Annotated in this window: 24 protein-coding genes; 20 read left to right on the top strand and 4 right to left on the bottom strand. The window is 32.8% G+C overall.

Going from position 1 to position 26,656, the window contains the following annotated elements:
- The first annotated feature begins 9 nt into the window (after window positions 1-9).
- Window positions 10-2,460, top strand: coding sequence for a replication restart helicase PriA (gene priA / locus ACFSX9_RS11560; protein ID WP_379807807.1), 2,451 nt, complete (start codon window positions 10-12; stop codon window positions 2,458-2,460).
- Here the strand turns inward: priA and ACFSX9_RS11555 are convergent.
- Window positions 2,457-3,152 carry a LytR/AlgR family response regulator transcription factor gene (locus tag ACFSX9_RS11555; protein WP_379807805.1) on the bottom strand — a complete coding sequence of 232 codons (696 nt, stop codon included), beginning with the start codon at window positions 3,150-3,152 and terminating at the stop codon, window positions 2,457-2,459. The genes priA and ACFSX9_RS11555 overlap by 4 nt on opposite strands.
- Window positions 3,153-3,297: 145 nt before the next feature.
- Between ACFSX9_RS11555 and rpsF the strand changes: the two genes are divergently transcribed.
- The 6 genes from rpsF (at window position 3,298) to ACFSX9_RS11525 (ending at window position 7,775) form a co-directional block, all read left to right on the top strand.
- A complete protein-coding gene (gene rpsF / locus ACFSX9_RS11550) occupies window positions 3,298-3,639 on the top strand; it encodes a 30S ribosomal protein S6 (RefSeq protein WP_379807803.1) in 342 nt (113 codons plus the stop codon).
- A 2-nt stretch (window positions 3,640-3,641) separates the two neighbouring features.
- Entirely contained in the window at window positions 3,642-3,938 is a 297-nt protein-coding gene (gene rpsR / locus ACFSX9_RS11545) for a 30S ribosomal protein S18 (protein WP_322550557.1), read from the top strand.
- Window positions 3,939-4,002: 64 nt separating this feature from the next.
- Window positions 4,003-4,446 (top strand): 50S ribosomal protein L9, encoded by a 444-nt coding sequence (gene rplI / locus ACFSX9_RS11540; RefSeq protein ID WP_379807801.1) that lies wholly within the window; start codon window positions 4,003-4,005, stop codon window positions 4,444-4,446.
- A gap of 154 nt (window positions 4,447-4,600) precedes the next feature.
- Window positions 4,601-5,074 (top strand): DUF6495 family protein, encoded by a 474-nt coding sequence (locus tag ACFSX9_RS11535; RefSeq protein ID WP_379807799.1) that lies wholly within the window; start codon window positions 4,601-4,603, stop codon window positions 5,072-5,074.
- 3 nt (window positions 5,075-5,077) lie between these two features.
- Entirely contained in the window at window positions 5,078-7,069 is a 1,992-nt protein-coding gene (gene ligA, locus ACFSX9_RS11530) for an NAD-dependent DNA ligase LigA (protein WP_379807797.1), read from the top strand.
- Entirely contained in the window at window positions 7,062-7,775 is a 714-nt protein-coding gene (locus ACFSX9_RS11525; RefSeq protein ID WP_379807795.1) for a hypothetical protein, read from the top strand. Before ligA ends, ACFSX9_RS11525 begins: the two co-directional genes overlap by 8 nt.
- A 262-nt stretch (window positions 7,776-8,037) precedes the next feature.
- On the opposite strand, the gene ACFSX9_RS11520 is transcribed toward ACFSX9_RS11525, so the two are convergent.
- Both ACFSX9_RS11520 and ACFSX9_RS11515 read right to left on the bottom strand, forming a co-directional pair.
- The gene (locus ACFSX9_RS11520; protein WP_379807793.1) at window positions 8,038-8,952 is read right to left on the bottom strand and encodes a bifunctional metallophosphatase/5'-nucleotidase; all 915 of its coding nucleotides are present in this window, start codon (window positions 8,950-8,952) and stop codon (window positions 8,038-8,040) included.
- A gap of 15 nt (window positions 8,953-8,967) precedes the next feature.
- Window positions 8,968-9,753: a 5'-nucleotidase C-terminal domain-containing protein gene (locus ACFSX9_RS11515; protein ID WP_379807791.1), complete on the bottom strand. Its 786-nt coding sequence runs from the start codon at window positions 9,751-9,753 to the stop codon at window positions 8,968-8,970.
- 45 nt (window positions 9,754-9,798) lie between these two features.
- Here ACFSX9_RS11515 and ACFSX9_RS11510 point away from each other — a divergent pair, with 45 nt between their 5' ends.
- The 13 genes from ACFSX9_RS11510 to ACFSX9_RS11450 all read left to right on the top strand — a co-directional run bounded on the left by ACFSX9_RS11510 (window position 9,799) and on the right by ACFSX9_RS11450 (window position 25,899).
- Window positions 9,799-10,317, top strand: coding sequence for a DUF6913 domain-containing protein (locus tag ACFSX9_RS11510; RefSeq protein WP_379807789.1), 519 nt, complete (start codon window positions 9,799-9,801; stop codon window positions 10,315-10,317).
- Between the two features lie 2 nt (window positions 10,318-10,319).
- Window positions 10,320-11,198 carry a 4-hydroxy-tetrahydrodipicolinate synthase gene (gene dapA / locus ACFSX9_RS11505; RefSeq protein WP_379807787.1) on the top strand — a complete coding sequence of 293 codons (879 nt, stop codon included), beginning with the start codon at window positions 10,320-10,322 and terminating at the stop codon, window positions 11,196-11,198.
- Between the two features lie 97 nt (window positions 11,199-11,295).
- Entirely contained in the window at window positions 11,296-12,090 is a 795-nt protein-coding gene (locus ACFSX9_RS11500; protein ID WP_379807785.1) for an outer membrane protein assembly factor BamD, read from the top strand.
- 9 nt (window positions 12,091-12,099) lie between these two features.
- Window positions 12,100-12,414 (top strand): DNA-directed RNA polymerase subunit omega, encoded by a 315-nt coding sequence (locus ACFSX9_RS11495; RefSeq protein ID WP_322550546.1) that lies wholly within the window; start codon window positions 12,100-12,102, stop codon window positions 12,412-12,414.
- Between the two features lie 8 nt (window positions 12,415-12,422).
- Window positions 12,423-13,634 carry a bifunctional phosphopantothenoylcysteine decarboxylase/phosphopantothenate--cysteine ligase CoaBC gene (gene coaBC / locus ACFSX9_RS11490; protein ID WP_379807783.1) on the top strand — a complete coding sequence of 404 codons (1,212 nt, stop codon included), beginning with the start codon at window positions 12,423-12,425 and terminating at the stop codon, window positions 13,632-13,634.
- A complete protein-coding gene (gene porD, locus ACFSX9_RS11485; protein WP_379807781.1) occupies window positions 13,624-14,514 on the top strand; it encodes a type IX secretion system protein PorD in 891 nt (296 codons plus the stop codon). The genes coaBC and porD overlap by 11 nt, the downstream gene beginning before the upstream one ends.
- Window positions 14,515-14,535: 21 nt before the next feature.
- Window positions 14,536-16,188 (top strand): DNA repair protein RecN, encoded by a 1,653-nt coding sequence (gene recN, locus ACFSX9_RS11480; RefSeq protein WP_379807779.1) that lies wholly within the window; start codon window positions 14,536-14,538, stop codon window positions 16,186-16,188.
- A 62-nt stretch (window positions 16,189-16,250) separates the two neighbouring features.
- Window positions 16,251-17,441, top strand: a complete 1,191-nt coding sequence (gene fabV / locus ACFSX9_RS11475) for an enoyl-ACP reductase FabV (protein WP_379807777.1) — start codon at window positions 16,251-16,253, stop codon at window positions 17,439-17,441.
- A 165-nt stretch (window positions 17,442-17,606) separates the two neighbouring features.
- Window positions 17,607-21,848, top strand: coding sequence for a T9SS type A sorting domain-containing protein (locus ACFSX9_RS11470; RefSeq protein ID WP_379807775.1), 4,242 nt, complete (start codon window positions 17,607-17,609; stop codon window positions 21,846-21,848).
- Window positions 21,849-21,932: 84 nt separating this feature from the next.
- Window positions 21,933-22,931 (top strand): glycosyltransferase, encoded by a 999-nt coding sequence (locus ACFSX9_RS11465; protein ID WP_379807773.1) that lies wholly within the window; start codon window positions 21,933-21,935, stop codon window positions 22,929-22,931.
- Between the two features lie 3 nt (window positions 22,932-22,934).
- On the top strand, window positions 22,935-23,522 hold the full coding sequence (gene coaE, locus ACFSX9_RS11460; RefSeq protein ID WP_379807771.1) for a dephospho-CoA kinase: 588 nt from the start codon (window positions 22,935-22,937) through the stop codon (window positions 23,520-23,522).
- A 71-nt stretch (window positions 23,523-23,593) separates the two neighbouring features.
- The gene (locus ACFSX9_RS11455; protein ID WP_379807769.1) at window positions 23,594-25,177 is read left to right on the top strand and encodes a sensor histidine kinase; all 1,584 of its coding nucleotides are present in this window, start codon (window positions 23,594-23,596) and stop codon (window positions 25,175-25,177) included.
- Window positions 25,178-25,200: 23 nt separating this feature from the next.
- Entirely contained in the window at window positions 25,201-25,899 is a 699-nt protein-coding gene (locus ACFSX9_RS11450; RefSeq protein ID WP_379807767.1) for a response regulator transcription factor, read from the top strand.
- Between the two features lie 31 nt (window positions 25,900-25,930).
- On the opposite strand, the gene ACFSX9_RS11445 is transcribed toward ACFSX9_RS11450, so the two are convergent.
- The gene (locus ACFSX9_RS11445) at window positions 25,931-26,656 is read right to left on the bottom strand and encodes an acyl-[acyl-carrier-protein] thioesterase (RefSeq protein WP_379807765.1); all 726 of its coding nucleotides are present in this window, start codon (window positions 26,654-26,656) and stop codon (window positions 25,931-25,933) included.

The following is a 26,656-nucleotide window of genomic DNA, read 5'->3' as shown; positions in this document are numbered from 1 at the left end:
ATTTGTTCTATGTTGTATTTTATAGAAGTTGTATTACCACTAGCAGTTGCTAAAACCTTCACTTACCAGGTTTCAGAAGCAGAGTTTAATTACATTCAAATCGGAATGCGAGTGGCTGTACCTTTTGGTAAAACTAAAATTTACACCGCTTTAGTTTTAGATAAAAATAATACACCACCACAATTATATCAGGCTAAGGAAATTCATCAGATTTTAGATGATAAACCGGTAATTAATCTATTTCAAATTGAACATTGGAAATGGATTGCTTCTTACTATATGTGTTCGCTTGGCGAAGTTTTTAGAAGCGCATTGCCTTCCGGATATATATTGGAAAGTGAAACTATTATTTCGGCAAAGCAAAATCACGACATTCCAAATGAAGAGCTTAAAGATGATGAATATCTAATTCTCGAAGCTTTAAAAAGTCAGTCATCGATTACAATTCAAGAAGTAATTAAAATTTTAGGAAAGAAAACAGTTTTTCCTGTCATCAATAAACTTTTAGCGAAAGGCGCTTTGGTTTTAGAAGAAGAAATTTCGGAACAATACAAACCAAAATTAGTACGATATATTAAACTGCAAGACGAATTTTTGCAACAAGATAAACTGGCTGAATTATTAGTGTTATTGTCCAATGCCAAAAAGCAACGCGAATTAGTTTTACATTATTTCCAACTGCAAGCCAAAGAAAAAGGACCTATTTCGCTTAAAAAATTAGTCGAACTTTCTGGATGTTCTGCAACTATTGTAAAATCATTGGTTGATAAAGCTATTTTCGAAGAATATTATTTGGTAAAAGACCGCGTAGCTTTCGAAAAGGAAGAAAATAGTCAGTTTACTTTAAGCGAAGCGCAGCAAAATGCTTTCGACAGTATAAAAACCAATTTAGAAGAATTTGATGTCAGTTTATTACATGGAGTTACCGCTTCGGGTAAAACTGAAATTTACATCAAACTCTTGGAAGAATATATTCAGGCTGGAAAACAAGTATTATTTTTATTGCCGGAAATCGCTTTAACTACGCAATTAGTACAACGTTTGACTGCTTATTTTGGAAATGAAGTAGCTGTTTTTCATTCGAAATATACAAACAACGAACGAATTGAAGTTTGGAATCAGGTATTGGAAAATTCGCCCAAAGCAAAAGTAGTAATTGGTGTTCGAAGCGCCTTGTTTCTTCCGTTTTCAAATTTAGGATGTATTATTGTTGACGAAGAGCACGAGCAAACTTATAAGCAAACCGATCCAGCTCCAAGATATCACGCTAGAGATGCAGCAATTGTTTTAGCAAGACAGCACAAAGCAAAAGTCTTATTAGGAAGTGCTACGCCAAGTTTGGAAACCTATTATAATGTACAATCAAAAAAGTACGGTTTAACCGAATTAAATATTCGGTATGGAAATGTAGTGTTGCCTGAAATAGAGCTAATCGATATTAAAGATAAATATTTCAGAAAGAAAATGACCGGACATTTTTCGGATGTTTTATTGGAAGGAATTACCGAAACTATTGCAAATGGCGAACAAGTTATCCTTTTTCAAAACCGAAGAGGATTTTCGCCATATGTTGAGTGCGTTACTTGTGGTCACGTGCCGCATTGTCCAAGTTGCGATGTAAGTTTGACGTATTATAAATTCAAAAATCAATTGCGTTGTCATTATTGCGGTTATTCCATTGCAAACCCTACGCATTGTCACACTTGTCAATCTGTAGATTTAACGACTAAAGGTTTTGGAACGGAACAAATTGAAATGGAGTTGAAAGCTATTTATCCCGATAAGAATATTGGAAGAATGGATCAAGACACCACAAGAGGTAAGTTTGGTTTCGAAAAAATCATCGATTCCTTTAAAAATAGAGAAATCGATGTTTTAGTTGGAACACAGATGTTAGCAAAGGGGTTGGATTTTGATAACGTAACAATGGTTGGAATTCTAAATGCCGATAATTTATTAAATCAGCCCAACTTTAGAGCTTATGAACGTGCCTTTCAAATGATAATGCAAGTATCGGGTAGGGCAGGACGCTCTGAGAAACAAGGTAAAGTTCTGATTCAAACTTATAATCCTTATCACAATACTATTCAACAAGTTTTAAGTAACGATTATTTAGGTATGTATAAGGAGCAGATTTACGAACGTAAGAATTTTAAATACCCACCATTCTTCCGATTGATAAAGCTCACTTTAAAACATCGCGACTTCGATCGTTTGAAAGAAGGTTCGCTTTGGTTTTATAATGTATTGGTGCAAAGTTTACCAATTCCTGTATTAGGTCCAGAAGAACCAGCCATTAATCGTATTCGAAATGAATACATTCGTACGATTATGATTAAGATTCCAACAACCGCGCATTTAGGAAACACAAAAGCTATTATAACAAAAATGCGAAATAGTTTTGAAGCTATTCCGCAGTATCGTTCTATTCGAGTTACTATAAATGTAGATGTTTATTAGGAGTTTTCAATTGCTTTCACAATATCGTCTTTTTTATTTCTGCTTAACGGGATTTTAGTATTTCCAATTTCGGCAAACTTACTGTTGAATTTCTCAACGCGGTCTAAATTGATGATATATGATTTGTGAACCCTGATGAATTTTGCAGCAGGTAATTCTTGTTCAAAACTTTTCATAGTGGATAATACCAAGTGACTTTCATCATCAGTAACGACTTTAATGTAATCACCAAAAGCTTCAACCCATTTAATTCTGGATAGAAAAACTTTTAATTTCTTTAAATTACTTTTAATTACGATACTTTCGCCTTGATCCTCGTGATTTTCATAACGAAGCGCATGCAATTCTGCAGCTTTCTTGACCGCTTTATTAAAACGTTCTTTAGATATAGGTTTTTGTAAGAAATCCGTTGCTTGATAATCAAATGCTTTTACGGCATAATCAGCTTTCGAAGTAATAAATATAATTTGAGGTTTAGTTTTTAAACCATCTAAAAGGTCAAATCCATTAATCAGAGGCATTTCGACATCTAGAAATATCAAATCGATTGCATTGTTGTTAATACAATTTTTGGCTTCTAACGCATTGGCAAAGTCCCCTATTAAGTTTAAAAGGGTGGATTCATTGACTAACTTGGTGATCGTAATCCTTTGAATAGCGCTATCATCTACAACGATACAATTCAATTTCATGTGCTTATAATTTTCAAAGATAAAAGTAGAACAAATATATTAACTGGGCAAACTTTGATATAGAAATATTATTAGATAAAAGATTGATTATTTAAAAATAAGCATTACTTTTGCACAAAATTGTATAACAATAAATATAAAGATTATGAATCATTATGAAACTGTTTTCATCTTGAATCCCGTTTTATCTGAACAACAGGTAAAGGAAACAGTAAGCAAGTTTGAAGATTTTCTTACTTCTAAAGGGTCTGAGATGGTATCGAAAGAAGATTGGGGCTTAAAAAAATTAGCTTACGAAATTCAACACAAGAAAAGTGGATTTTATCACTTATTCGAATTTAAAGCGCCAGCTGAAATTATTATTGCATTTGAAACTGAATTCCGTCGTGACGAACGTATTATGCGTTTCTTGACTGTTTCTTTAGACAAACATGCAATTTCTTGGGCTGAAAGAAGAAGAGTTAAATTAAAAGCTAAAACAAACTAATCATGTCTACACTAGAGCAATCTGCAAAAGGTAAAAAAGACGGAGATATCAGATATCTTACGCCTTTAAACATCGATACAAACAAAACTAAAAAATACTGTCGTTTCAAAAAATCAGGTATCAAGTATATCGATTATAAAGACGCAGACTTTTTATTGAAATTTGTTAACGAACAAGGTAAAATTTTACCAAGACGTTTAACAGGAACTTCTTTAAAATACCAAAGAAAAGTGTCTGTAGCTGTTAAAAGAGCTCGTCACATCGCTATCATGCCATACGTGGCGGATTTATTAAAATAATAATTAATCAATAGTTGTTGTTTCGATAATATCGGGACTAACTTCTACAAAAAAGGACAACAACATGGAACTTATCTTAAAACAAGACGTTCAAAACGTAGGATTTAAAGATGACATTGTAACTGTAAAAAACGGATACGGTCGTAACTTCTTAATCCCTCAAGGTGTTGCTGCTTTAGCTACTCCTTCTGCTAAAAAAGTTTTAGCTGAAAATTTAAAGCAAAGAGCACACAAAGAGCAAAAATTAGTTGATGACGCTAACAAATTAGCTGAACAATTAAGAGCTCTTGAAATCAAAATTACATCTAAAGCAGGTGGTGATAAATTGTTTGGATCTGTTACTAATGCTAATATTGCTGAGGCATTACAAGCAGCTGGACATGCAATCGACAGAAAATTCATTACTAGTGGTTTAATTAAACGTGTTGGAAAATACACAGCTTCAATTAGATTACATAGAGATGTTATCGTTGAATTACCATATGAAATCGTAGGCGAAAAAGCTTAATTTTTCTAAAAATAATAATTAGCTCCGCATTTTTTGCGGGGCTTTTTTTTTATATTTACATCTTGTTTTTATTAAATTAAATGTTTTTTTTTAATTCTAATAAGATAAACGCCGTGCAAAATACATTTTACAAAATACATTTTACATTTTTTTAATGAAATACGCTAGATTAACGAAAGAACAATTAGAGGAATTACATCCTGAATTTATTAATTTTTTGGCAACACAATCAATTGATAAAGCAGAATGGGACGACATTAAAAAAAACAGATCACACGTTGCTGAGAAAGAAATTGATGTTTTTTCCGATATGATTTGGGAAAAAGCATTAACTAATGTGTCTCATATTGATCATTTTTCTAAAAATTATATTTTTCTTTTTAAATGTGTAGAATACATGGTTTATTCCTTCGTGGTGAAAACTAATAATTCAGATATTGATTTTGTTTCCGCTACAGGTATTAACTGGTTGGCCGATAATTTATTTTCGGACGACGTAGAAATTATAAAAGGGAAAAAGGATATTTCTGAAAATAGAAATGAAGCTTTGTTTCAAATTATTAAACAAGGCGGAATCATCAGCAAAGGAGAGTTGTTTATTAAATTAGAAAACTTAATTAATCAATAAATTATGAATGTTTTAGAGCCTATTAAAAGTTTAAGAGATGAATTGAACCAACATAATTATAATTATTATGTATTGGATAATCCCACTATTTCAGATTTTGAGTTTGATAGTAAACTAAAACAATTACAAGAGTTAGAAAATAAACATCCCGAATTTTTTGATGAAAATTCACCTACACAACGCGTGGGCGGTATGATTACGAAAAATTTCGAAACGATTCCACATGAATTTCGAATGTATTCTTTAGAAAATTCCTACTCGCTCGAAGATTTACAAGATTGGGAAATTCGGATGCAAAAAGTTTTAGGCGACGTTCCTTTGACTTATACATGTGAATTAAAATACGACGGCGCTTCGATCAGTATCTTATATGAAAAGGGAAGATTAGTGCGCGCTGTGACCCGAGGTGATGGTTTTCAAGGCGATGATGTAACGAATAATATCAAAACTATCAAAGCTGTTCCTATTCATTTGAAAGGTGATTTTCCTGCGAAATTCGAAATTCGTGGTGAAATTATTCTTCCGTTTGCCGGATTTGAAAAAATGAACCAGGACTTAATTGAAATTGGTGAAACTCCTTATTCGAATCCTAGAAATACAGCTTCAGGAAGTCTGAAATTACAAGACAGTGCTGAAGTAGCAAAACGTCCTCTAGATTGTTTGTTATATTATGTTATCGGTAATAATTTACCATTTAAAACGCAGTTCGAAGGGTTACAGAAAGCGAGAGATTGGGGATTTAAAGTACCAAATCAGTCGAAATTAGTAACGAGTTTGGCTGAAGTTTTTGAATTCATTAATTATTGGGACATTCACCGTCACGATTTACCTTACGAAACCGATGGAGTAGTGGTAAAAGTGAACGATTTACAACGTCAAGAAGAATTAGGTTATACGGCAAAATCGCCGCGTTGGGCAATGGCTTATAAGTTTAAGGCCGAACAAGTTACTACAAAATTAAACTCAATTTCATATCAAGTTGGACGAACTGGAGCGATAACACCAGTTGCAAATTTGGAGCCCGTACAATTAGCTGGAACCATCGTGAAACGTGCGTCATTACACAATGCTGATCAAATTGAAAAATTAGATATTAGAGTAGACGATACGGTTTTTGTTGAAAAAGGAGGAGAAATTATTCCAAAGATTATCGGTGTTGCTGAAAGAGGAAATCAATCTGAACCAACAAAATATATCACGCATTGTCCGGAATGTCATACCGAGTTAGTTAGAAATGAAGGTGAAGCCAATCATTTTTGCCCAAATTTCTATGGTTGTCCACCCCAAATTATAGGAAGAATCCAGCATTTTATCACGCGTAAAGCCATGGATATTGATGGTTTAGGAGCTGAAACTGTTGCTTTGTTGTATAATGCAAATTTGGTTTCGAATTATGCCGATTTATATGAATTGAAAAAAGAGCAAATTCTTCCTTTAGAACGAATGGCCGAAAAGTCTGCCGATAATTTGATTAATGGAATCGAGAAATCGAAACAAATACCTTTTGAACGTGTTTTATATGCTTTAGGTATTCGATTTGTGGGCGAAACTGTCGCTAAGAAACTTGCTAAACATTATAAATCTATTGATGCAATAGCAAAGGCTACAATGATGGATTTAGTTTTAGTAGATGAAATTGGGGAGAAAATAGCACAAAGTGTAGTGCAATTCTTTGAAAATCAAAAAAATATAACTATTATTGATAGATTAAAAGAATCTGGCGTTCAATTAGAATCTGGAGCAGAGGCTGTTTTGTTGTCCGAAAAGCTAAAAGGTAAGGTATTTGTGGTTTCAGGTGTTTTTGAAATTTACTCAAGAGATGAACTAAAGAAAGCAATTGAAGACAACGGTGGAAAGGTTGGAAGTTCCATTTCAGCAAAAACAAATTATGTTATAGCAGGTGAGAATATGGGTCCAGCGAAATTAGATAAAGCGAATCAGTTAAAAATTACAATAATTTCAGAAACAGATTTTAAAAAAATAATAGATGAGTGAAAAAAAAGGCAATTTGAATCCTGCATTAGTGCTATTTTTTAGCGCTCTTGCTTTATATCTTATTTCTCTTTTTCTAGACAGTCCACATTTGGAGCTGTTTTGTAGGCCTGTTATTATTCCTGCAATTTTTTATTATTATTACACTAGTGTTAAAGGAAGAATTAATTTACTTTTTTCTTTAACTATTTTATCTTATTTCACTGCCGAAATCTTATTTTTAATCAGTGATGTGGAGTTTCTAATTCCACGTTTATTGTTTAATTTAATGCCTTATTTTGTAATAACGCATTTCCTAGTACAGGATTATTTTTATTACCTCAAAAAGAAAAAATACAAAACAATAAATTTGTTTTTCTATCTAATTTTAATTTTCCTAGTATATATTTTATTCAGCGTTTTGTCGCTAACTTTAGAATCTTCTCAAATTATATTTGCAATTTATATCGCTTTTGCAGTTTTGTTATTAGCAATTAGCTTTGTGTGTTTTTTAATACTCTTCGCGTTTAACAACAAAACCATCTTGTATATGGTTTTAATGGTAATTTCATTTTTGATATCAGATTTGTTTTTTATTTTCGCCACTCAAATGACTGATATCTTCGCTCTGAAATTTATATTTTTAGCGTCTAAACAAGTTTCCTTTTTCTTATACACTAGTTACTTTATCAAAAGAACCAAGTATCAATTATGGAAAGTGACGATTTAAGTGATTTTGCAATTCCAAACACTTATCGAATTTCTTCTGTTTTGAGCAAAACCACTATTTTTATCGTTCATTTTTGTAGCCTTACATAAAGTAATAAAGCATATCATTTTTATCAATCTCTTCTGGAGTTTTTTAGCGCTGTATTCTTCATACTGATAAAAGGATATGTGTCAAAAAAATAAAATTTACTTCTGTGTCTTTTTTAAAAAGCATTTTATGTGTAATTTCTTACTTTGCAAATGTTTAACTAGTCGGAAAATAATTAAACGATAATATTTTTCCCTTTATTTTTGAGTTCCTCGTCTTTGGAAAAATAAAAGTCAATTCTTCCTAGATTAATTCCATAGCAACCCACCTGATTAATCAAAACTTCTTTACCTTCTATGTTTTTCTCAATTACTGGTTTGTCTAAAAAAGTATGGGTATGACCACCAATAATCAAGTCAATATTCTTCGTTTTCTTAGCCAATGAAAGATCTGATACTCTGTTTGGATCATTTTTATAGTTGAAGCCAATGTGTGAGAGACATATAACCAAGTCACACTTTTTTTCCTCTTTTAGAATTCTCGCCATATCTTGTGCCACTTCAACAGGATCAATGTAAACGGTTTCTTTGTACATTTTCTTATCAACTAAACCTTCTAATTCAATTCCTAAGCCAAAAACTCCAATTTTTAGGCCTCCTTTTTTAAATATTTTATAAGGTTTTACAATGTCATGCAAAATGGTGTTTTTGAAATCATAATTTGCCGAAACAAAATCAAATTTAGCATGAGGTAACTGTGCGTAAAAACCGTCAATTCCGTTATCAAAATCATGATTTCCCATGGTAGCTAAATCGTACTGCATCATGCTCATTAGTTTGAACTCCAATTCTCCACCATAATAGTTGAAATAAGGTGTTCCTTGAAAAATATCACCTGCATCTAGCAATAAAACATTTGTTTCTTCCTTGCGAATACTATCAATTAAAGCGGCTCTTCTAGAAGCACCACCCATGTTTGCATTTCTGGGATGATCTGCTGGAAAAGGATCGATATGACTGTGCACATCATTCGTATGAAGTATTGTTATTTTCCTTGTCTCTACTGACGTGAAACTACTTAGACTCACATTAGTTAAACCTAATAAAGCAGAACTAGCAGCGGTTTTTTGGATAAAATCTCTTCTTTTCATAATATAGGTTTAAATTTATTCTAAAATAATTTTTTCATCCGTTAGGATAGGTAATATGTCTACCTTTTTGAAATAATCAATCAGTATATTTCGTAATTTATAATCCAAATCAAATTTTATATCACTGTCTCTGAAAAATATCATGCTGTCACCGCCGTTTGCTAAGTAATCATTGGTAGCTACATAATAAAGTCTATCATCTTCGACTTCTTTTCCATTAATTTCGATTTTTTTTACTTTTAAAGTATTTTTGTCGACATGGATTTCAATGCCATATAAAGGATGTGGTTTGTTTTCCTTCATGAAGTAATCTGCCATTTCTTTAACCTTCTTACCTGTCAAACCAACAACGATTAATGTGTTTTCAAAAGGCATCACCTCAAAGGCGGTACGAGTAGTAACGTCACCTTGTGGTATTATTGAACGGATTCCTCCATGATTTAACAAACAAAAGTCAATACGTTTTTGTTCTCTTTTTTCAAAAATAGGGTTTCCCAAATCGAAAACAACTTTAGCTAGTAAATTTCCAATTGTAGTTTGCCATTTACCTTTGCTTTTGTCTAAAGTTTCTGGAGAAAAAGCTAAAACATTGTCTAGATCTTTAGTGATGTTTTCTCTATAAGGTGCAATATAAGTTTCAATTTTGTCGTTGTCTCCATTTGCATCCGTAACGCCAATTTTCTTACCTTCTACCTTGTAGTTATAGTATTCACCAGTTTTGCAAGAAATAAAAAAACTAAATGTTAATAATATAACAAAATAACGAAAATATGTCGTATTCTTTTTTACATTTACCATCATAATAAAAGACTTAATTTATAATTTTGTCGAAGATGTAAAAGTACTATGTTTTATACTATTTTAAAAAGGTTTTTTCTTAAAAAGAGAGTCGCTAAAAAATTGCAGAAGCAACAGCCTCCTTTGGAACAGCAAAAAATTTCAACAATTGGTGTTTTGGTGGATGAAGCTTATTTTTCACAAGCTTCAACTTTGGTGAAAGAAATTATGAATCATGGGTTTAAAGAAGAGCAAATCCAAGTTCTTGTTTTTAGAGAAAAAAATAAGCCTAAAGAAATAATTAAAGAACCGTTTTTAACACCTAAAAATATTTCTATTACAGGAGAAATTAGCAAGCCTCAAGTGATTGCTTTTTTAGATACTCCTTTTGATATGTTGATCAATTATTATGACGTGAGTAAATTCAGTCTGATGATTTTGTCAATTCGATCTAAAGCTGATTTTAAAGTAGGATTTGATGCGATCGACAAAAGGGTAAATCACCTTATCATTAAAGGTGAAGTTGAGAAATATAAAGAATACATAGCTGAATTATTCAAATATTTAAAAATTTTAAATAAAATATAAAAATGCAAGCATTTATTGGGACTGGTGTTGCACTTGTTACGCCGTTTAAAAAAGATTTTTCTGTAGATACAGAAGCATTGACAAAAATTGTTAACTACGTAATCGATGGAGGCGTTGAGTATTTAGTAGCTCTTGGAACTACAGCAGAAACGGCAACGCTTAATCATGATGAAAAAGAATTGGTTATAGCGACTATAATTAAAGCAAATGCCGGAAGATTACCAGTAGTTTTAGGTGTTGGTGGAAATAATACGATGCAAGTGGTTGAGGAATTAAAAACTAGAGATTTTTCTGGTTTTTCTGCGATCTTATCAGTTTCTCCCTATTATAATAAACCAACGCAAGAGGGAATTTATCAGCATTTTAAAGCTATTGCAACTGCCTCTCCAATTCCTGTAATTATATATAATGTTCCTGGAAGAACTGCGAGTAATATGTTACCTGCAACAGTTGTAAGATTAGCTAATGATTTCAAAAATATTATTGGAATTAAAGAAGCAGCTGGAGACATCGTTCAAGCTATGAAATTGATCCAGCATAAACCGGAAGGGTTTTTAGTGATTTCTGGAGATGATATGATTACTTTACCAATGGTTTTAGCAGGTGGATCAGGAGTGATTTCTGTTATTGGAGAAGGTTTTCCAAAGGAATTCTCCGAAATGGTACGTTTAGGTTTACAAAGAAAAGTGGATGAAGCTTATAAATTACATTATTTATTAGCGGATAGTATTGATATGATATTTGAGCAAGGCAATCCTGCCGGAATCAAAGAAGTCTTTAAATCATTGAGTTTGTCAGAGAATATAGTGCGATTACCGTTGGTAAATGTGAATGAAGAGCTAGCTTCAAAACTAGATAATTTCACAAAAAAGCTAAGTTAAAAAAAGATTTTTATAGTAAGTAAATTATATCTAAATTTGCAGTTGCTTTTTTAGGTGTCTACTTACGGGTGTTTAAAAAGTTAATAAAGTAAAACAAATGAATAAAATTTTCAGTGTCCTTCTTATATCCGTGTTGTTTGTTTCATGCAGTCAATATCAAAAAGCCTTAAAGTCCGAAGATATTGCCGTAAAAACTGAAGTGGCTAACAAAATGTATGATGCAGGAAAATACACAAAAGCAATTCGTTTATATGAGCAAATAGCTCCGGCATATAAAGGAAAACCTAGCGCAGAACGTATGTTTTTTTTCTATGCAAATTCGTTATACAAGTCAAAACAGTATTATTTAGCAGGTTATCAGTTTGAAAACTTTGCAGCGACATATCCAAAAAGTGAAAAAAGACAAGAAGCAGCCTTTTTAGGTGCCGAATGTTTTTATAGATTATCGCCTGTATATAGTTTAGATCAAACAGATACGGAAAAAGCTTTAGATAAATTACAGCGTTTTATTGATACATATCCTGAATCTCAATACTTAGAACAAGCAAATTCTTATGTAAAGGAGTTAAGAGAAAAACAAGAAAAAAAGGCATTTGAAATCGCAAAGCAGTATAATACCATTTCTGATTTTAAAGGTGCATTAAAAGCTTTGGAAAATTTTATTTCAGATTATCCAGGAACTCCTTTCAAAGAGGAAGCTTTATACTACAGATTTGATTCAGCTTATAAATTAGCGATGAATAGTGTAGAAAGCAAAAAACAAGAACGTTTGGCTTATGCTAAAACAACACATATGAATTTAGTAAAATTTAACGATGGCACTGAATACAAAGAGAAAGCTGATAAAATGTTAGCTGATATTGAAAAAGAATTACAACAATTTTCTAAATAAGACTGAATCATGGATTTAAAGAAAACAAATGCTCCTGTAAATACTATTACTTATAATAAAAGTAAATTAGAAGAGCCTACGGGAAACATTTACGAAGCGATAACTATCATGGCAAAGAGAGCTAATCAAATTAACGCCGAAATTAAAAAGGAGTTAATTGAGAAATTAGAAGAATTTGCTACTTATAACGATAGTTTAGAAGAAGTTTTTGAAAACAAAGAGCAAATTGAAGTTTCAAAATTCTATGAAAAATTACCAAAAGCTCATGCGCTTGCAGTGCAAGAATGGGAAGAAGGTAAAATTTATTACAGAGACTCTAAATAAAAACGAATATGTCTGTTTTAAGCGGTAAAAAAATCTTACTAGGTATTTCTGGTGGAATAGCCGCATATAAGACGGCAAATTTAGTTAGATTATTCATAAAAGCAGGTGCACAAGTACAAGTTGTAATGTCGCCTGCTTCTTTGCATTTTATAACGCCACTAACTTTAGCTACTCTTTCTAAGAATCCAGTGTATTCTACTTTTTATAATGAAGAAGAAGAGACAGGAGAATGGAATAATCACGTAGCGTTAGGACTTTGGGCAGATATTATGCTAATAGCTCCGGCAACTGCAAATACACTTTCTAAAATGGCTAATGGGAACTGCGATAATTTACTTATTGCCACCTATTTATCTGCAAAATGTCCTGTATATTTTGCTCCAGCAATGGATTTAGACATGTATAAACACCCATCAACTCTAGATAGTTTTCATAAGCTAAGTGCTTTTGGAAACATTATGATTCCTGCTGAAAATGGGGAATTAGCTAGTGGCCTTTCAGGTGAAGGAAGGATGGCGGAACCTGAAAATATTGTATCTTTTTTAGAGCGCGATATTTCGGGAAAACTACCTTTGAAAGGTAAAAAAATTCTTATTACTGCTGGTCCAACTTACGAAGCAATTGATCCTGTCCGATTTATTGGAAATCACTCTACCGGCAAAATGGGATTTGATATTGCTAATGAAGCGGCAAAAATGGGAGCGGAGGTAATTTTAGTTTCTGGACCTACACATTTATCTGTTGATAATTCTATGATCGAATTGATAAGAGTTCAATCTGCAGAAGAGATGTATATTCAATGCCACAAGTATTTTGATTCAGTTGATGTTACAATTGCGGCAGCGGCAGTTGCGGATTATCGACCAAAAAATGTGGCGCAGCAGAAAATAAAAAAGAATGATGAAACGTTTACTATAACGTTAGAGAAAACAAAAGACATATTAGCTTCGTTAGGAGCCATTAAGAAAAATCAGTTTTTAATTGGATTTGCTTTAGAAACGGAAAATGAAATTGAGCACGCAAAGCAAAAAATTCAGAAAAAAAACTTAGATTTGATAGTTTTAAATTCACTAAATGATGAAGGAGCCGGTTTTGGACAACCTACAAATAAAGTCACATTTATTGACAAGAATTTTGTAATTGAACCAATGGATTTGAAATCAAAAGAAGCAGTGGCTTTGGATATTATAAATAAAATAATTCAACATTATGAAGCGTAATCTAATTCTATTTTTATTCATTTTATATACGAGTGTTAGTTTTTCACAAGAATTACGCGCTACTGTTTCAATAAACTACGATCAGGTAAATAACGGTAATCCTCAATTATTTAAAAATTTAGAAAAGCAAGTTACTGAGTTTTTGAATAATACAAAATGGACAGATAGCGAAGTAAAAGAAATTGAGAAAATTGAATGTAATTTTTTTATTAATATCAGTTCATATGGTTCAAATAATTTTGAAGGAACCTTACAAATTCAAGCATCTCGGCCAGTTTTTAATTCAACATTATCAACTCCTATCTTAAATATTAATGATAAGAATTTTAATTTTAGATTCATCGAATTTGAAAATATGATTTACGATGCTAATAGCTTTACTTCGAATTTAGTTTCGGTAATGGCATTTTATACAAATGTAATTATTGGAATTGATAAAGATTCTTTTTCAAAATTAGGTGGATCAGATTATCTTAAAGTAGCATCAAACATTACAAACGTTGCACAATCAAGTGGTTTTAAAGGTTGGGGTCAATCTGAAAGTGGTAACAACAATAGAAATTTCTTAATTTCAGATATGCTGTCAACAACTTACGAACCTTTTAGAACAGCAATGTATTTATACCACAGAGAAGGTTTAGATGTAATGGCTGAAAATACAAAAGCAGGAAAAGATGGTGTAGCAAAATCAATTGAAGTGTTAGCTGAGATTCAAAAATCAAGACCAAACTCTCTTTTGATGCGAACTTTTTTTGATACTAAAGCAGACGAATTAGTTTCCATTTTTTCGGGTGGACCTAAAGTAAATGTTGCTTCAATAGTTGAAAATCTAAATAAAATTTCACCGCTGAATTCTCAAAAATGGAATAAAATAAGATAATTCTTATTCAAAAATCACTTTATGCTACTTTCACTTTCTATAAAAAATTACGCACTTATTGAGTCGCTTGAGATTGATTTTTCCAATCAGTTTTCTGTTATCACAGGAGAAACTGGTGCTGGTAAATCTATTCTTTTAGGTGCTTTAGGCTTGGTTTTAGGAAATAGAGCCGATTTAACTTCTTTAAAAGATAAAGAGCAGAAATGTGTAATCGAAGCTGAGTTTTTGCTTTCGAACTATAATTTGCAACCTTTTTTTGAGGCTAACGATTTAGATTACGAAGATAAAACCATCATCAGAAGAGAAATTTTACCTTTAGGTAAATCAAGAGCTTTTGTAAATGATAGTCCAGTGAATCTGCAAGAGCTTCAAAAGTTAGGTGGTTTCTTGTTGGATATTCATTCACAAAATCAAACGCGCGAATTAACGGAAGAAGCCTATCAATTAGAAATTTTGGATGCGGTGGCTTCCAATCTAGATACAATTACCAAATATCAAACTATTTTAGCGCGTTTTAAAACGAAACAGCGGGAGTTGAAAAAGATAACTTCTGAAAAAGAAGCTTTAGAAAAGGAACACGAATACCATTCTTTTCTCCTTACAGAACTTTTGAATGCTAACTTAATTGATGGCGAGCAAGAAGTTTTAGAAGAAGAATTAGAGCAGTTAAGCAATGTAGAATTCATCAAGGAGAATTTTGAGCGAATTTTGGCTATTGCCAATGAAGAGCAAGTTGGTGTTTTAGTCAATTTGAAAGAAATTAAATTAGCACTTCAGAAAAACAGTCCTTTTGCAGCAAGTTACACAACTTTGAATGAACGTTTGAACAGTTCGCTATTGGAATTAGAGGATATTTTTGAAGAGTGCAATCAGAATAATGAAAATATTCTAGTAAATCCAGAACGCTTAGAATTTGTAAACACCAAATTACAAGCGATTTATAATTTACAGAAAAAACATCAAGTGGATTCTATTGCTCAATTATTAATAATTCAAAATGAATTAGATAATAAGGTGATGAAAGTTGATGATCTAGAATTTTCGATAAAAAAAATACAAGCAGAATTACAGGAAGTTACAAAGCAAATCGATGAATTAGCAACTACTATTTCTAAAAACCGAATTAATGCGGTACCGAAGTTAGTAGATAAGATAAAATATATCTTAGCCCAACTAGGAATGGCAGAGGCTAATTTCGAATTTGATATTAAAAATACAGTAAATTATTTTCCAAACGGAAAAGATGAAGCAAGTTTATTATTTTCAGCTAATAAAGGAACCGATTTAGGTTTGTTGAAAAAAGTAGCTTCTGGTGGAGAAATGTCAAGGATTATGTTGGCTATCAAGGCGATTTTAGCCAATTACTCGAAATTACCAACCATTATTTTTGACGAAATAGATACAGGAGTTTCAGGGGAAATTGCGATTAAAATGGGTGAAATAATGAAGGAAATGAGCAAAACGATGCAAGTTTTTGCAATTACTCATCTACCTCAAATAGCTGCTAAAGGAAATTTACACTATAAGGTGGTGAAAAGGAGTCAGGGTGAAACCACTATTTCAGAGTTGTTATTATTGACTCCGGAAGAAAGAATTCAACAAATTGCCGAAATGCTTTCAGGTAAAGATGTTTCAGAATCGGCATTGCAGCATGCAAAAGCTTTGTTGAATTAATAATTTGAATTACTTTTGTTTAGATAACAATACAATAAGAATATAAACCAATTTTATATAAGATGATTATAGAACCAAGAATGAGAGGATTTATTTGTTTGACAGCGCATCCAAAAGGCTGTGAACAAAACGTAAAAAATCAAATTGAATATGTAAAGTCTAATGGGAAAATAAACGGTCCTAAAAGAGTTTTAGTAATTGGAGCTTCAACAGGCTTTGGTTTGGCCTCAAGAATTACTGCGGCTTTCGGTTCAGATGCATCAACGATTGGTGTATTTTTTGAAAAACCACCATCAGAAGGAAAGACAGCTTCTCCAGGTTGGTATAATTCAGCTGCTTTTGAAATTGAGGCGGGAAAAGCTGGTTTATATGCAAAAAGTATCAACGGAGATGCTTTTTCAAATGAAGTAAAGCAACAAACAATCGATATGATTAAGTCTGACTTAGGGCAGATTGATTTAATCATATATAGTTTGGCTTCACCGGTCCGTCAACATCCAGTATCTGGTGTTTTACATCGCTCAACTTTAAAACCTATCGGATCTACCTTTAGTAATAAAACTGTCGATTTTCACACTGGAAATGTAAGCCAAGTTACTATTGAGCCTGCGGTCCAAGAAGACATTGATAACACAGTTGTAGTAATGGGTGGTGAAGATTGGTCTATGTGGATTGATGCTTTAAAAGCGGAAGATCTATTAGCAGAAGGAGCAACTACAATCGCTTATTCTTATATAGGACCAGAAGTTACCGAAGCAGTTTACAGAAAAGGAACTATCGGAAGAGCAAAAGATCATTTAGAAGCAACTGCTTTTGAAATCACAGAGAAATTAAAAGACATCAACGGAAAAGGATATGTGTCTGTAAATAAAGCTTTAGTAACTCAAGCGAGTTCAGCTATTCCTGTAATTCCATTGTATATTTCCTTATTATACAAAATTATGAAAGCAGAAGGAATTCACGAAGGTTGCATTGAACAAATCCAGCGTTTATTCGCTGAAAGATTGTATAGTGGTAATCCTATTCCTACAGATGAGCAAGGGAGAATCCGAATTGACGACTTAGAAATGAGAACAGATGTTCAATCTACTATTGGTCAATTATGGGGGGAATCTACTACAGAATCATTAGTACAATTAGGAGATTTAGCAGGTTACAAACAAGATTTTTTAAATTTGTTCGGATTTGGATTTGATGGAATAGACTATCAAGCAGATGCAAATGAGATGGTTATGGTGCCAAGTATAAAATAAAAAATTTTCGATACTATAATGTTTTTAAAAACCCTGATTTTATCAGGGTTTTTTTGTTTTTAAAACACTTTGTGTTTTATTTTAGTAAAACACTCAGCTTTTTATGACTATACTTTGAATATTTTTTGATATATTAGCATTTGATTAACAATTAACTAACTATTTATGAAAAAAATTACTTTATTATTCACTTTTTTAATAGCGTTTGGGTATTCGTCCTATGCACAAGTTAGTGCATACACGTTTACACAAAGCGCAGGAATGTACACTGAAAATAGTTCAGGAGCCACAATACTGGCAGATGTTATGGCCGATTCATTTATTAGTGATGCTCAACCCATAGGGTTTTCTTTCAATTATGAAGGAGTAGATTACACGCAGTTTAAGATGAGTTCCAATGGTGCTATTAGTTTCAACATGGCAGGAACAAGTAATTTGACTGGAAATAGTTTTTCAGATGCAAATACTGCATCCAGACCAATTATCGCTCCATTATGGGATGATTTAGATGGTAGATCTACTGGTTCGGTTGCCTCTTATGAAGTAACAGGAACTGCTCCAAATCAAGTACTAACAATTGAATGGAGAAACTGGGAATGGAATTATAATTCTGGAGCTACCCCGGTAATTAGCTTTCAAGTGAAATTATATCAAACTACTAACGTTATAGAGTTTGTTTACAGAAGTGAAGCTGGTACTGTGAATTTAGGAAGTGCCTCTATTGGTATTGGTTCTGCTTCAGGATCCGGGGCTGGAAGTTATTTAAACTTAACAAGTATTACAACTCCAGCAGTTTCTAGCACAACTTCAACAACAAATATAAACACAAAACCTGCTACGGGGCAAATTTATAAATTTTCTCCGCCTTCATGTTTAGCGCCAGGTAATATCGTTGCAACAAATATTACAACAAACGGTGCTGATTTATCTTGGTCGCATCCAAGTATGTTTGACTTTGAATATGTTGTTCAGCCAGTGGGAACAGGGGTTCCATCGGGATCAGGTACTCCAGTTGGAGATGTTTCTGAATCTATTGTTGGAACGCTTAGTGCAGGGACAAATTATGAAATTTATATTAGAACAGATTGTGGATCAGGTGAATTTAGTGGATGGGCTGGGCCAGTGAATTTCAGAACATTATGTCTTCCTAACACTATACCTTATTTTGAAGGATTTGAAGTAGGATATGTGCAAGGAGCATCTATTACAGGATGTTTGTCACAACAAAGTATCGGTGGTACTGGCGTATGGTCTGCTAATACTTCATTAACTGATTATAATAGAACTCCAAGAACTGGATCGTGGAATTCTTTTTTAGGATACAGCAATGAAGATTGGATTTTTATTCCCATTAATTTAGTGGGGGGAACTAACTATACAGTTAAAACTTATGCTAGACAAGATGGTAGTGGTGGAACGAACGCTAACTTATCAATTAGTTATGGTACAATAAACACCGCCACTGGAATGACAAATTCCATTGTTGCTGCAACACCACTTATAAATGGTGGTTACCAAAAAATATCCGGAGCATTTACTCCTGCAACAACAGGTACATATTACGTTGGAATTAAAGGGTCTATAAACACTGCACCATGGTACATTTCATTAGATGATATTTCTATTGATGTTACGTCTTCTTGCGCAGAGCCTACAGCTTTAGTCGCTTCGAATATTTCAACAACAGGTGTCGATTTGGCTTGGAATCATGCTACAGCATTAGATTTTGAATACGTGGTTCAAGTAGCTGGAACTGGTCTTCCATCAGGAGCAGGTACTTCAGTAGGAGCTACAACTGCTTCAATTTTAGGAACACTTACTCCAGCAACAAACTACGAATTTTACGTTAGAGCAGATTGTGGATCAGGTGAATTGAGTGGCTGGAATGGTCCTTCAACTTTTACTACTGCGTGCACATCTGTTACAAGTTTTAATCAAGGTTTTGAGGGAACTACAGGAGCACTTTTCCCTACATGTTGGACAAAAGTTGGCACAGCTGGTACTGCTTATACTCAGACAAGTACTGCTATTACAGGTGCTAGAAATCTATATATTTATAGTACAGGTGCTTCTAGCAGACCAGTAGTTTCAATGATTACTGTTAGTAATGCTAATGCAGGTACTCACAGAATGGCTATGAAAGTTAGAGCTAATTTTTCTGTGGGTGAAACTGTAGAATTAGGTTATTTAACAAACCCAGCTGACGCAACATCTTTTGTTTCAATTAATTCAATTGTAACAAATAGTAGTACTGTATCACAAAATTTTGTAACTGTTCCTTCTGGAATGCCTGCTGGAGACGTTGTTTTTGCAATAAGAACAGGTACGGCTTTACTTAGCGTCTTGATAGATGATGTTGTATGGGAAGCAATCCCTTTGACTGCACCATTATGTTCAACAATATCTACGCCCGCTAACAATGCTGTAGATGTGGCTATTAGTAGTAATATTTCTTGGGCCGCTAATATAGATGCAACGGGGTATTTTTTACAAATAGGAACTACTGCTGGTGGAGTTGATATACTACCAAGTACAGATTTAGGTAATGTTTTAACTTATAATCCACCTGTTGATTTAGCTTTTAGTACAACTTATTTCGCAACATTAACTGCTTATAATGCAAATGGTAATGCTTCTGCATGTGCAGAAACTACTTTTACTACAAAAGCTGCTCCACCAACAGGTTCAGTTTGTTCTGATCCGATTGTCATTAATGCTGCAACCTTACCTTATGCTACAACAGATAACACTAATTTATACGGTAATGACTATGCAAATGGTTCTACTCAATGTAGTTCTTATTACATGAGTGGTGATGATGTGGTTTATGCGATTACACCAGCTTCTAATATGTCTGTTAATATTGTATTAAGTGATTTAAGCGATACATATTCAGGTATTCACGTTCTCGATGGTTGTCCAAATTCAGTTACACCTCCAAATTGCGTTGCGTTTGCTGGTGATACAGGAATCACAACTAGAAATTTACAAAGTGTTTTATTAACAGGAGGAACAACTTATTACATCGTTATTTCAACTTGGGCTTCTCCTCAAAGCACCGCCTATACTTTGACTATAACAGAAAATTCTTGTATAATTCCAACAGTTACTTTTTCAAAGTCAAATAACTGTCCTACTGAGACTTTTAATGCAGTAGCTAATATTACTAATTTAGGTTCAGGTACTTCATTAACAGTAAGTGACGATCAAGGCAGTTCACCACAAGTTGTATCTGCAATAGGAAATGTTTCATTTGGTCCTTACGCTTTTGGAACGAATGTAGTTTTAACAGTTGTAAATAATCAAGATGTTAGTTGTGCTGTTACAAGTGCTATTCTAACATTAGTAGCTTGCCCTCCTGCTAATGACGAATGTTCTGGTGCATTTCCTTTAACTGTAAATGCAGATTTTAGCTGTGCATCATTTACAGCAGGTACAGTAAGTGCTGCAACTGCTTCAGCCGTTGATGGTACGGCATGTTCTGGAACAGAAAACGACGATGTTTGGTTCTCTTTTGTAGCTACTGCAACTACGCATAAGATTAAGTTAACTGATGTTGTAGGATCGTCAACTGATTTATTCCATTCTTTATGGACTGGTGCAGATTGTAATTCATTAACTTTAGTGCCTGGAACTTGTTCAGACCCTAATACTAGTACCCCAGCTGGATTAACACTTGGGCAAACATATTTCATTAGAGTATATTCTTTTTATGCAGTGCCAGCGACAACATCTTTTAATGTGTGCGTAGGTACGCTTCCACCAGTACCAGCTAACGACGATTGCGCAAATGCAATTGCAGTAACAATGCCATATAATAATTTTCAAGACGCATCCTCTGCAACAAACAACGCTGGTTTCGTAACAGCATGTGGAACTGGAACTAATGACGGTGTTTGGTATACTGTAGTAGGTGATGGAGGCAATATTACTATTGATGTTACTGATGTTTCAGACTGGGATGCTAGAATAAGTGTCTACACAGGTTCTTGTGGAGCATTTACTTGCGTTGGCACTGTTGATCAATCAACAGGAGACGAAACTTATACTATTACAGGCTCCGTAATTGGAACAACGTATTATATTAATGTAGGACATTGGAGTGCATCAACTGACGGACCAGAAGGACCATTTACAATTGATATAACAACTACTTTATCTTCTGATTCATTTGATAATGCTAGTTTTATGGCTTATCCAAATCCAGTGAAAGATGTATTTAATTTATCATACACTTCTGAGATTTCTTCTGTAAGAGTACTTAATTTATTAGGTCAGGAAGTAGTGTCTAAAGCAGTAAATGCAACTTCAACTCAAGTTGATATGTCTCAATTAAGTGCTGGAACATACATTGTAAATGTAACAGTAGGTAATTCAGTAAAATCAATTAAGGTGATTAAACAATAATAAGATTCTAAAACAATTATATTTTTAAAGTCCCACTTAGGTGGGACTTTTTTATTTATACTATATTTGTAAAAAACAAAAAGTATGTATTTTTCTTTTATAATCCCTGTTTACAACAGACCTGATGAAATTGACGAACTTTTAGACAGTTTGTCAAAATTAAAATCAGACATGCCCTTTGAGGTGGTGGTTGTGGAAGATGGTTCAAGTATAATTTGTGACCATATCATAGAAAAATACAATTCAAAGCTTACTATTTCCTATTTTTTTAAACCAAATTCAGGTCCAGGTGATTCACGTAATTATGGAATGCAACGTGCACAAGGCGATTATTTTATAATTTTAGATTCCGATTGTATTATTCCCGAAGATTATTTACTTCATGTTAAAAGTAGTTTACAAAGCGACTATGTGGATTGCTTTGGTGGACCCGATGCTGCTTTAGCTTCTTTTTCGGACATTCAAAAAGCTATTAATTTCACGATGACTTCTTTTTTAACAACTGGTGGAATTCGAGGTGGTAGCGAAAAAGTGGGCAAATTTCAACCAAGAAGCTTTAATATGGGTATTTCGATAAAAGCTTTTGAAGTTTCTAAAGGATTTGGAAATATTCATCCGGGCGAAGATCCAGATTTATCGATTCGATTGTGGAATTTAGGATTTCGAACAAAATTAATTAAAGACGCTTTTGTATATCATAAAAGGAGAATTAGTTGGGAGAAGTTTCAAATTCAAGTAAATAAATTCGGAAAAGCGCGACCTATTTTGAATTCTTGGTATCCTCAATTTTCAAAAATAACATTTTGGTTTCCTAGTTTGTTTCTTGTAGGATTTCTATGTGCGTTAATTTTGAGTTTTCTTAAATTTCCCTACTTTTTAGGATTGTATTTATTGTATTTCGGATTGCTGTTTATTTCCTCTTTAATTGCCAATAAAAGTTTTAAAATAGCGTTTTATACTATATATGCTACTGTTATTCAATTCTATGGTTATGGAAAAGGATTTTTATTATCGTATTATCGAATTTTCATTTTAAAACAAAAGGCACAGGAAGCATTTCCGGAATTATTTTTTAAAAAGTAAAGTATGACAAGAATTATTGGTTTAACAGGCGGAATTGGCAGTGGAAAATCGACTGTAGCTTTTTATATCGCTTCAAAAGGTATTCCAGTTTATATTGCGGATGAGGAAGCAAAGAAACTAATGGATTCGAAAGTTATAATTAAAAAAATTCAAGCTATTTTCGAGGAATCAATTCTTACCGATGAAGGAAATTTAGACCGAAAAAAAATAGGTAGCATTGTTTTCAATACGCCCGAAAAACTAGCGCAGTTAAACAATATCGTTCATCCCGAAGTAAAAAAGCACTTTGAGAATTGGGTTAAACAGCATAAAAATCAGCCCTTTGTTGTTAAAGAAGTAGCAATTTTGTTTGAAACAGGCGGTAATTTAACTTGCGATAAAGTAATAATGGTCACAGCTCCCGAAGAAATTCGCATTGAAAGAGCAATGAAACGCGATAGTGTGGATAGAGAAAGTATTGTGAATCGCATTAAAAACCAACTTCCGGAGGAAGAAAAAATTAAAAAGAGCGATTTTGTAGTTTATAATACTGATTTACAAAATACTTATAACGAAATAGACAAAATTCTTAAAATATTAACAAAAACATAAAATAAGGTTTTTATGTTAATCTTTGGTTAATGTATTTTAACAAGAAATGTTAAAATGTTAAATTTGTCTCGATGAATAAATCAAGATTTAGATTATTAGTCTTTTTAATGAGTCTGTCATTAATTGGAATTATTGTTGTTCAATTGTATTGGATCACTACTTCTTTGACTAAAAATGAAGAAGAATTCAAATATCATGTACAGCAAGTTCTAGGTAATGTTTCAAGTATTATCAAAGAAAAGGAACAAGTAGCATTTTACAAACAGTATGATAAAATCATCGATAGCACTGGTACAGTTCCAAAAGAAGAAGACTTAAAGGAAATCTACTTTTATGAACGTGATAAAAGAACAAATGAAACTATTATTTATTCAAATACGCTTGTAGCTGAAAATTATGGAATTACAGGTTCATTCTTCGACAAAAGCGCAAATTCAGTTAATTTTGATAAAGTAATTTCGAAGAGACAAACGGAAGTTTATAACGGAAGTAGCATCAATGACGGAAGTTTTAGTATGAGTACCCAGCCTAATATTACTATTAGGAAATCAGGAAGCTTATCAAGTTTAGACAAAGTAAATTTTGAAGTTGCTTTTAAAGATATTGTGGCTCAGAAGTCGTTGCAGAAACGTATTTCAAATGAAGATTTAGAAGAATTACTGAAATCGGAATTAAAGAAATATGGTGTTAAAACTCCTTTTGAATTTGGGATATATAGCAATGGACTAGCTACAAAGATACGTTCTGATAAATTTAGATATAACAAAGAAACAACTTACGGAATTCCAATTTTTCAAGATAACGAAGGAATGTCTAAATATCAGTTATTGGTTATGTTCCCGGATAAAGATAAGTTTGTTTTTTCTTCCTTAATTGGAATTACGAGTTTGTCTCTTTTATTTACATTGGTGATCGTGTTAACCTATTCAAGCGCTTTAAATCAGTTGATTAAGCAAAAACAAATTTCGGAAATCAAAACTGATTTTATCAATAATATGACGCACGAGTTCAAAACACCTATTGCTACGATCAATTTAGCTTTAGATGCAATTCGAAATCCGAAGATTATTGATGATAAGGAGAAAGTGCAACGTTATCTTCAAATGATTAAAGAAGAAAATAAACGCATGCACGCGCAAGTTGAAAATGTTTTAAGGATATCAAAATTAGAAAAAAACGAATTAGATATTGATAAGGAACCGAGAGATGTTTCTGAGATTCTTCAGGATGCAATTGATCACGTAGGTCTTATTGTTGAAGATAGAGGTGGTATAATTAATACGCATTTTGAAGCGAAAAGAAATACTATTTTACTTAATGATGTGCATTTCACAAATGTATTAGTTAATGTTTTAGATAATGCTATTAAATATTCGCCAGACACACCAATTATTGATGTTTATACAGAAAATGTAAAGGATTTTATCCTAATTAAAATACAAGATCAAGGCGCCGGAATGAGTAAACTTGTACTTAAAAAGGTATTTGAAAAATTTTATAGAGAACACACTGGAGATTTGCATAATGTTAAAGGTCACGGTTTAGGTTTGTCCTATGTGAAACAGATTATTGAGGATCACAACGGACAAATTTATGCAGAAAGTGAAAAAGGGAAGGGCAGTACCTTTATTATTAAAATGCCATTAATTAACTAGAAGAAATATACACAAAATTAGCTATGGAAGGGAAAAAAATATTACTAGTAGAAGATGATCCAAATTTTGGAGCTGTTTTAAAAGATTATTTATCAATCAATGATTTCGATGTCACTTTGGCAAAAAACGGAATGGAAGGTTTTGAAAAATTCAAGAAAGACACGTTTGATTTATGTATTTTAGATGTAATGATGCCTTATAAAGATGGGTATACTTTAGCGAGAGAGATTCGTGAAAAAAACCAAGAAGTGCCTATTATTTTCTTAACTGCAAAAACATTGAAAGAAGATGTTTTAAAAGGGTATAAAGTAGGAGCAGATGACTATTTAAATAAGCCATTTGATTCTGAAGTCTTGTTGATGAAGATCAAAGCTATTATTCAAAGAAAAGCATCAGAAGTGAAGCCAGATACAAATCAATTTGAGTTTGAAATTGGTGGTTTCCATCTGAATTCTAAATTGAGATTTTTAACTTTTCCAGGGCATGAACCAATTAAGTTATCTCCAAAAGAGTGCGAATTGTTAAAAATGTTAGCGCTTCATGAAAATGATTTAATGCCAAGAGAATTAGCATTAACTAAAATCTGGAGAGATGATAACTACTTTACTTCAAGAAGTATGGACGTTTACATCGCTAAGTTGAGAAAATTCTTAAAACTAGATGATACTGTAGAAATCCTTAACATTCATGGTGAAGGTTTTAGACTAGTAATCAAAAAATAAATAGAGAAGCTCTGAGAAATCAGAGCTTTTTTTATTCGTTTAATTCTAAGGCGAAACAAATTTTATCATCTTTAGAAATTATTGTTGTATGCTCTTTTCTTGCAATGATAACTTCATCATGCAGCGATAATTCGCGCAGGAAATTCATTTCAAAACCTTTTATTTTCTGTCTTAGAATATATTTCACATCTAATTCATTCAAACACCATTCTAGATATTTAACGTTGTTTGCGTGATTAACAATATCAATGTCAGATAATTGAACTGTATAATTTTTCTGAATTTCGAAATCTAAATTCACATTTATTTTTTTCACTTCGTGCGAAGTTGCGTTTTGTAAAGGGAATTTTTCAAAATGATCATGAGGTAACGCTAAGTTTTCAGGTCTTCTTGCTTGTGTATTAAGCACCGCCCAAAAAGTTTCACAACCTACTAGTTTTTCTTCACCTCGATATAATTCCAAACAACGCGTTGAACGGGAATTTTCTAAAGACTTAATCCAAGTTTTTACGGTCACTTTTTCTTTCCATTTTGGAAGAGCGATAATTTCTAAACGCATTTTACTCATTACCCAAGCCTGATGATGTTCTTGCATATCACTAAAGCTAATACCACCAATATCAGCATGAAGTCCCGCTGTAATCTGCAAAATATTACATAAATCGGTGTATTTCAGAAATCCATTTGGGTAGCACTGTAAAAAGTTGATTTCGTATTCTTGTTCTAAAATAGAAGTGAAGTTTGGAGAAATGGGCAT

Source organism: Flavobacterium ardleyense, from assembly GCF_042686085.1.
GTDB lineage: Bacteria > Bacteroidota > Bacteroidia > Flavobacteriales > Flavobacteriaceae > Flavobacterium > Flavobacterium ardleyense.
Note: the sequence above shows the minus strand (reverse complement) of the source record. Positions and strands in the feature narration are given on the sequence as shown.

Bases quoted from the DNA above. Each gene is read 5' to 3' on its own strand.
- priA (WP_379807807.1), top strand. From the start codon at position 10: ATGTTGTATTTTATAGAAGTTGTATTACCACTAGCAGTTGCTAAAACC.
- ACFSX9_RS11555 (WP_379807805.1), bottom strand. From the start codon at position 3,152: ATGAAATTGAATTGTATCGTTGTAGATGATAGCGCTATTCAAAGGATT.
- rpsF (WP_379807803.1), top strand. From the start codon at position 3,298: ATGAATCATTATGAAACTGTTTTCATCTTGAATCCCGTTTTATCTGAA.
- rpsR (WP_322550557.1), top strand. From the start codon at position 3,642: ATGTCTACACTAGAGCAATCTGCAAAAGGTAAAAAAGACGGAGATATC.
- rplI (WP_379807801.1), top strand. From the start codon at position 4,003: ATGGAACTTATCTTAAAACAAGACGTTCAAAACGTAGGATTTAAAGAT.
- ACFSX9_RS11535 (WP_379807799.1), top strand. From the start codon at position 4,601: ATGAAATACGCTAGATTAACGAAAGAACAATTAGAGGAATTACATCCT.
- ligA (WP_379807797.1), top strand. From the start codon at position 5,078: ATGAATGTTTTAGAGCCTATTAAAAGTTTAAGAGATGAATTGAACCAA.
- ACFSX9_RS11525 (WP_379807795.1), top strand. From the start codon at position 7,062: ATGAGTGAAAAAAAAGGCAATTTGAATCCTGCATTAGTGCTATTTTTT.
- ACFSX9_RS11520 (WP_379807793.1), bottom strand. From the start codon at position 8,952: ATGAAAAGAAGAGATTTTATCCAAAAAACCGCTGCTAGTTCTGCTTTA.
- ACFSX9_RS11515 (WP_379807791.1), bottom strand. From the start codon at position 9,753: ATGATGGTAAATGTAAAAAAGAATACGACATATTTTCGTTATTTTGTT.
- ACFSX9_RS11510 (WP_379807789.1), top strand. From the start codon at position 9,799: ATGTTTTATACTATTTTAAAAAGGTTTTTTCTTAAAAAGAGAGTCGCT.
- dapA (WP_379807787.1), top strand. From the start codon at position 10,320: ATGCAAGCATTTATTGGGACTGGTGTTGCACTTGTTACGCCGTTTAAA.
- ACFSX9_RS11500 (WP_379807785.1), top strand. From the start codon at position 11,296: ATGAATAAAATTTTCAGTGTCCTTCTTATATCCGTGTTGTTTGTTTCA.
- ACFSX9_RS11495 (WP_322550546.1), top strand. From the start codon at position 12,100: ATGGATTTAAAGAAAACAAATGCTCCTGTAAATACTATTACTTATAAT.
- coaBC (WP_379807783.1), top strand. From the start codon at position 12,423: ATGTCTGTTTTAAGCGGTAAAAAAATCTTACTAGGTATTTCTGGTGGA.
- porD (WP_379807781.1), top strand. From the start codon at position 13,624: ATGAAGCGTAATCTAATTCTATTTTTATTCATTTTATATACGAGTGTT.
- recN (WP_379807779.1), top strand. From the start codon at position 14,536: ATGCTACTTTCACTTTCTATAAAAAATTACGCACTTATTGAGTCGCTT.
- fabV (WP_379807777.1), top strand. From the start codon at position 16,251: ATGATTATAGAACCAAGAATGAGAGGATTTATTTGTTTGACAGCGCAT.
- ACFSX9_RS11470 (WP_379807775.1), top strand. From the start codon at position 17,607: ATGAAAAAAATTACTTTATTATTCACTTTTTTAATAGCGTTTGGGTAT.
- ACFSX9_RS11465 (WP_379807773.1), top strand. From the start codon at position 21,933: ATGTATTTTTCTTTTATAATCCCTGTTTACAACAGACCTGATGAAATT.
- coaE (WP_379807771.1), top strand. From the start codon at position 22,935: ATGACAAGAATTATTGGTTTAACAGGCGGAATTGGCAGTGGAAAATCG.
- ACFSX9_RS11455 (WP_379807769.1), top strand. From the start codon at position 23,594: ATGAATAAATCAAGATTTAGATTATTAGTCTTTTTAATGAGTCTGTCA.
- ACFSX9_RS11450 (WP_379807767.1), top strand. From the start codon at position 25,201: ATGGAAGGGAAAAAAATATTACTAGTAGAAGATGATCCAAATTTTGGA.
- ACFSX9_RS11445 (WP_379807765.1), bottom strand. From the start codon at position 26,656: ATGCCCATTTCTCCAAACTTCACTTCTATTTTAGAACAAGAATACGAA.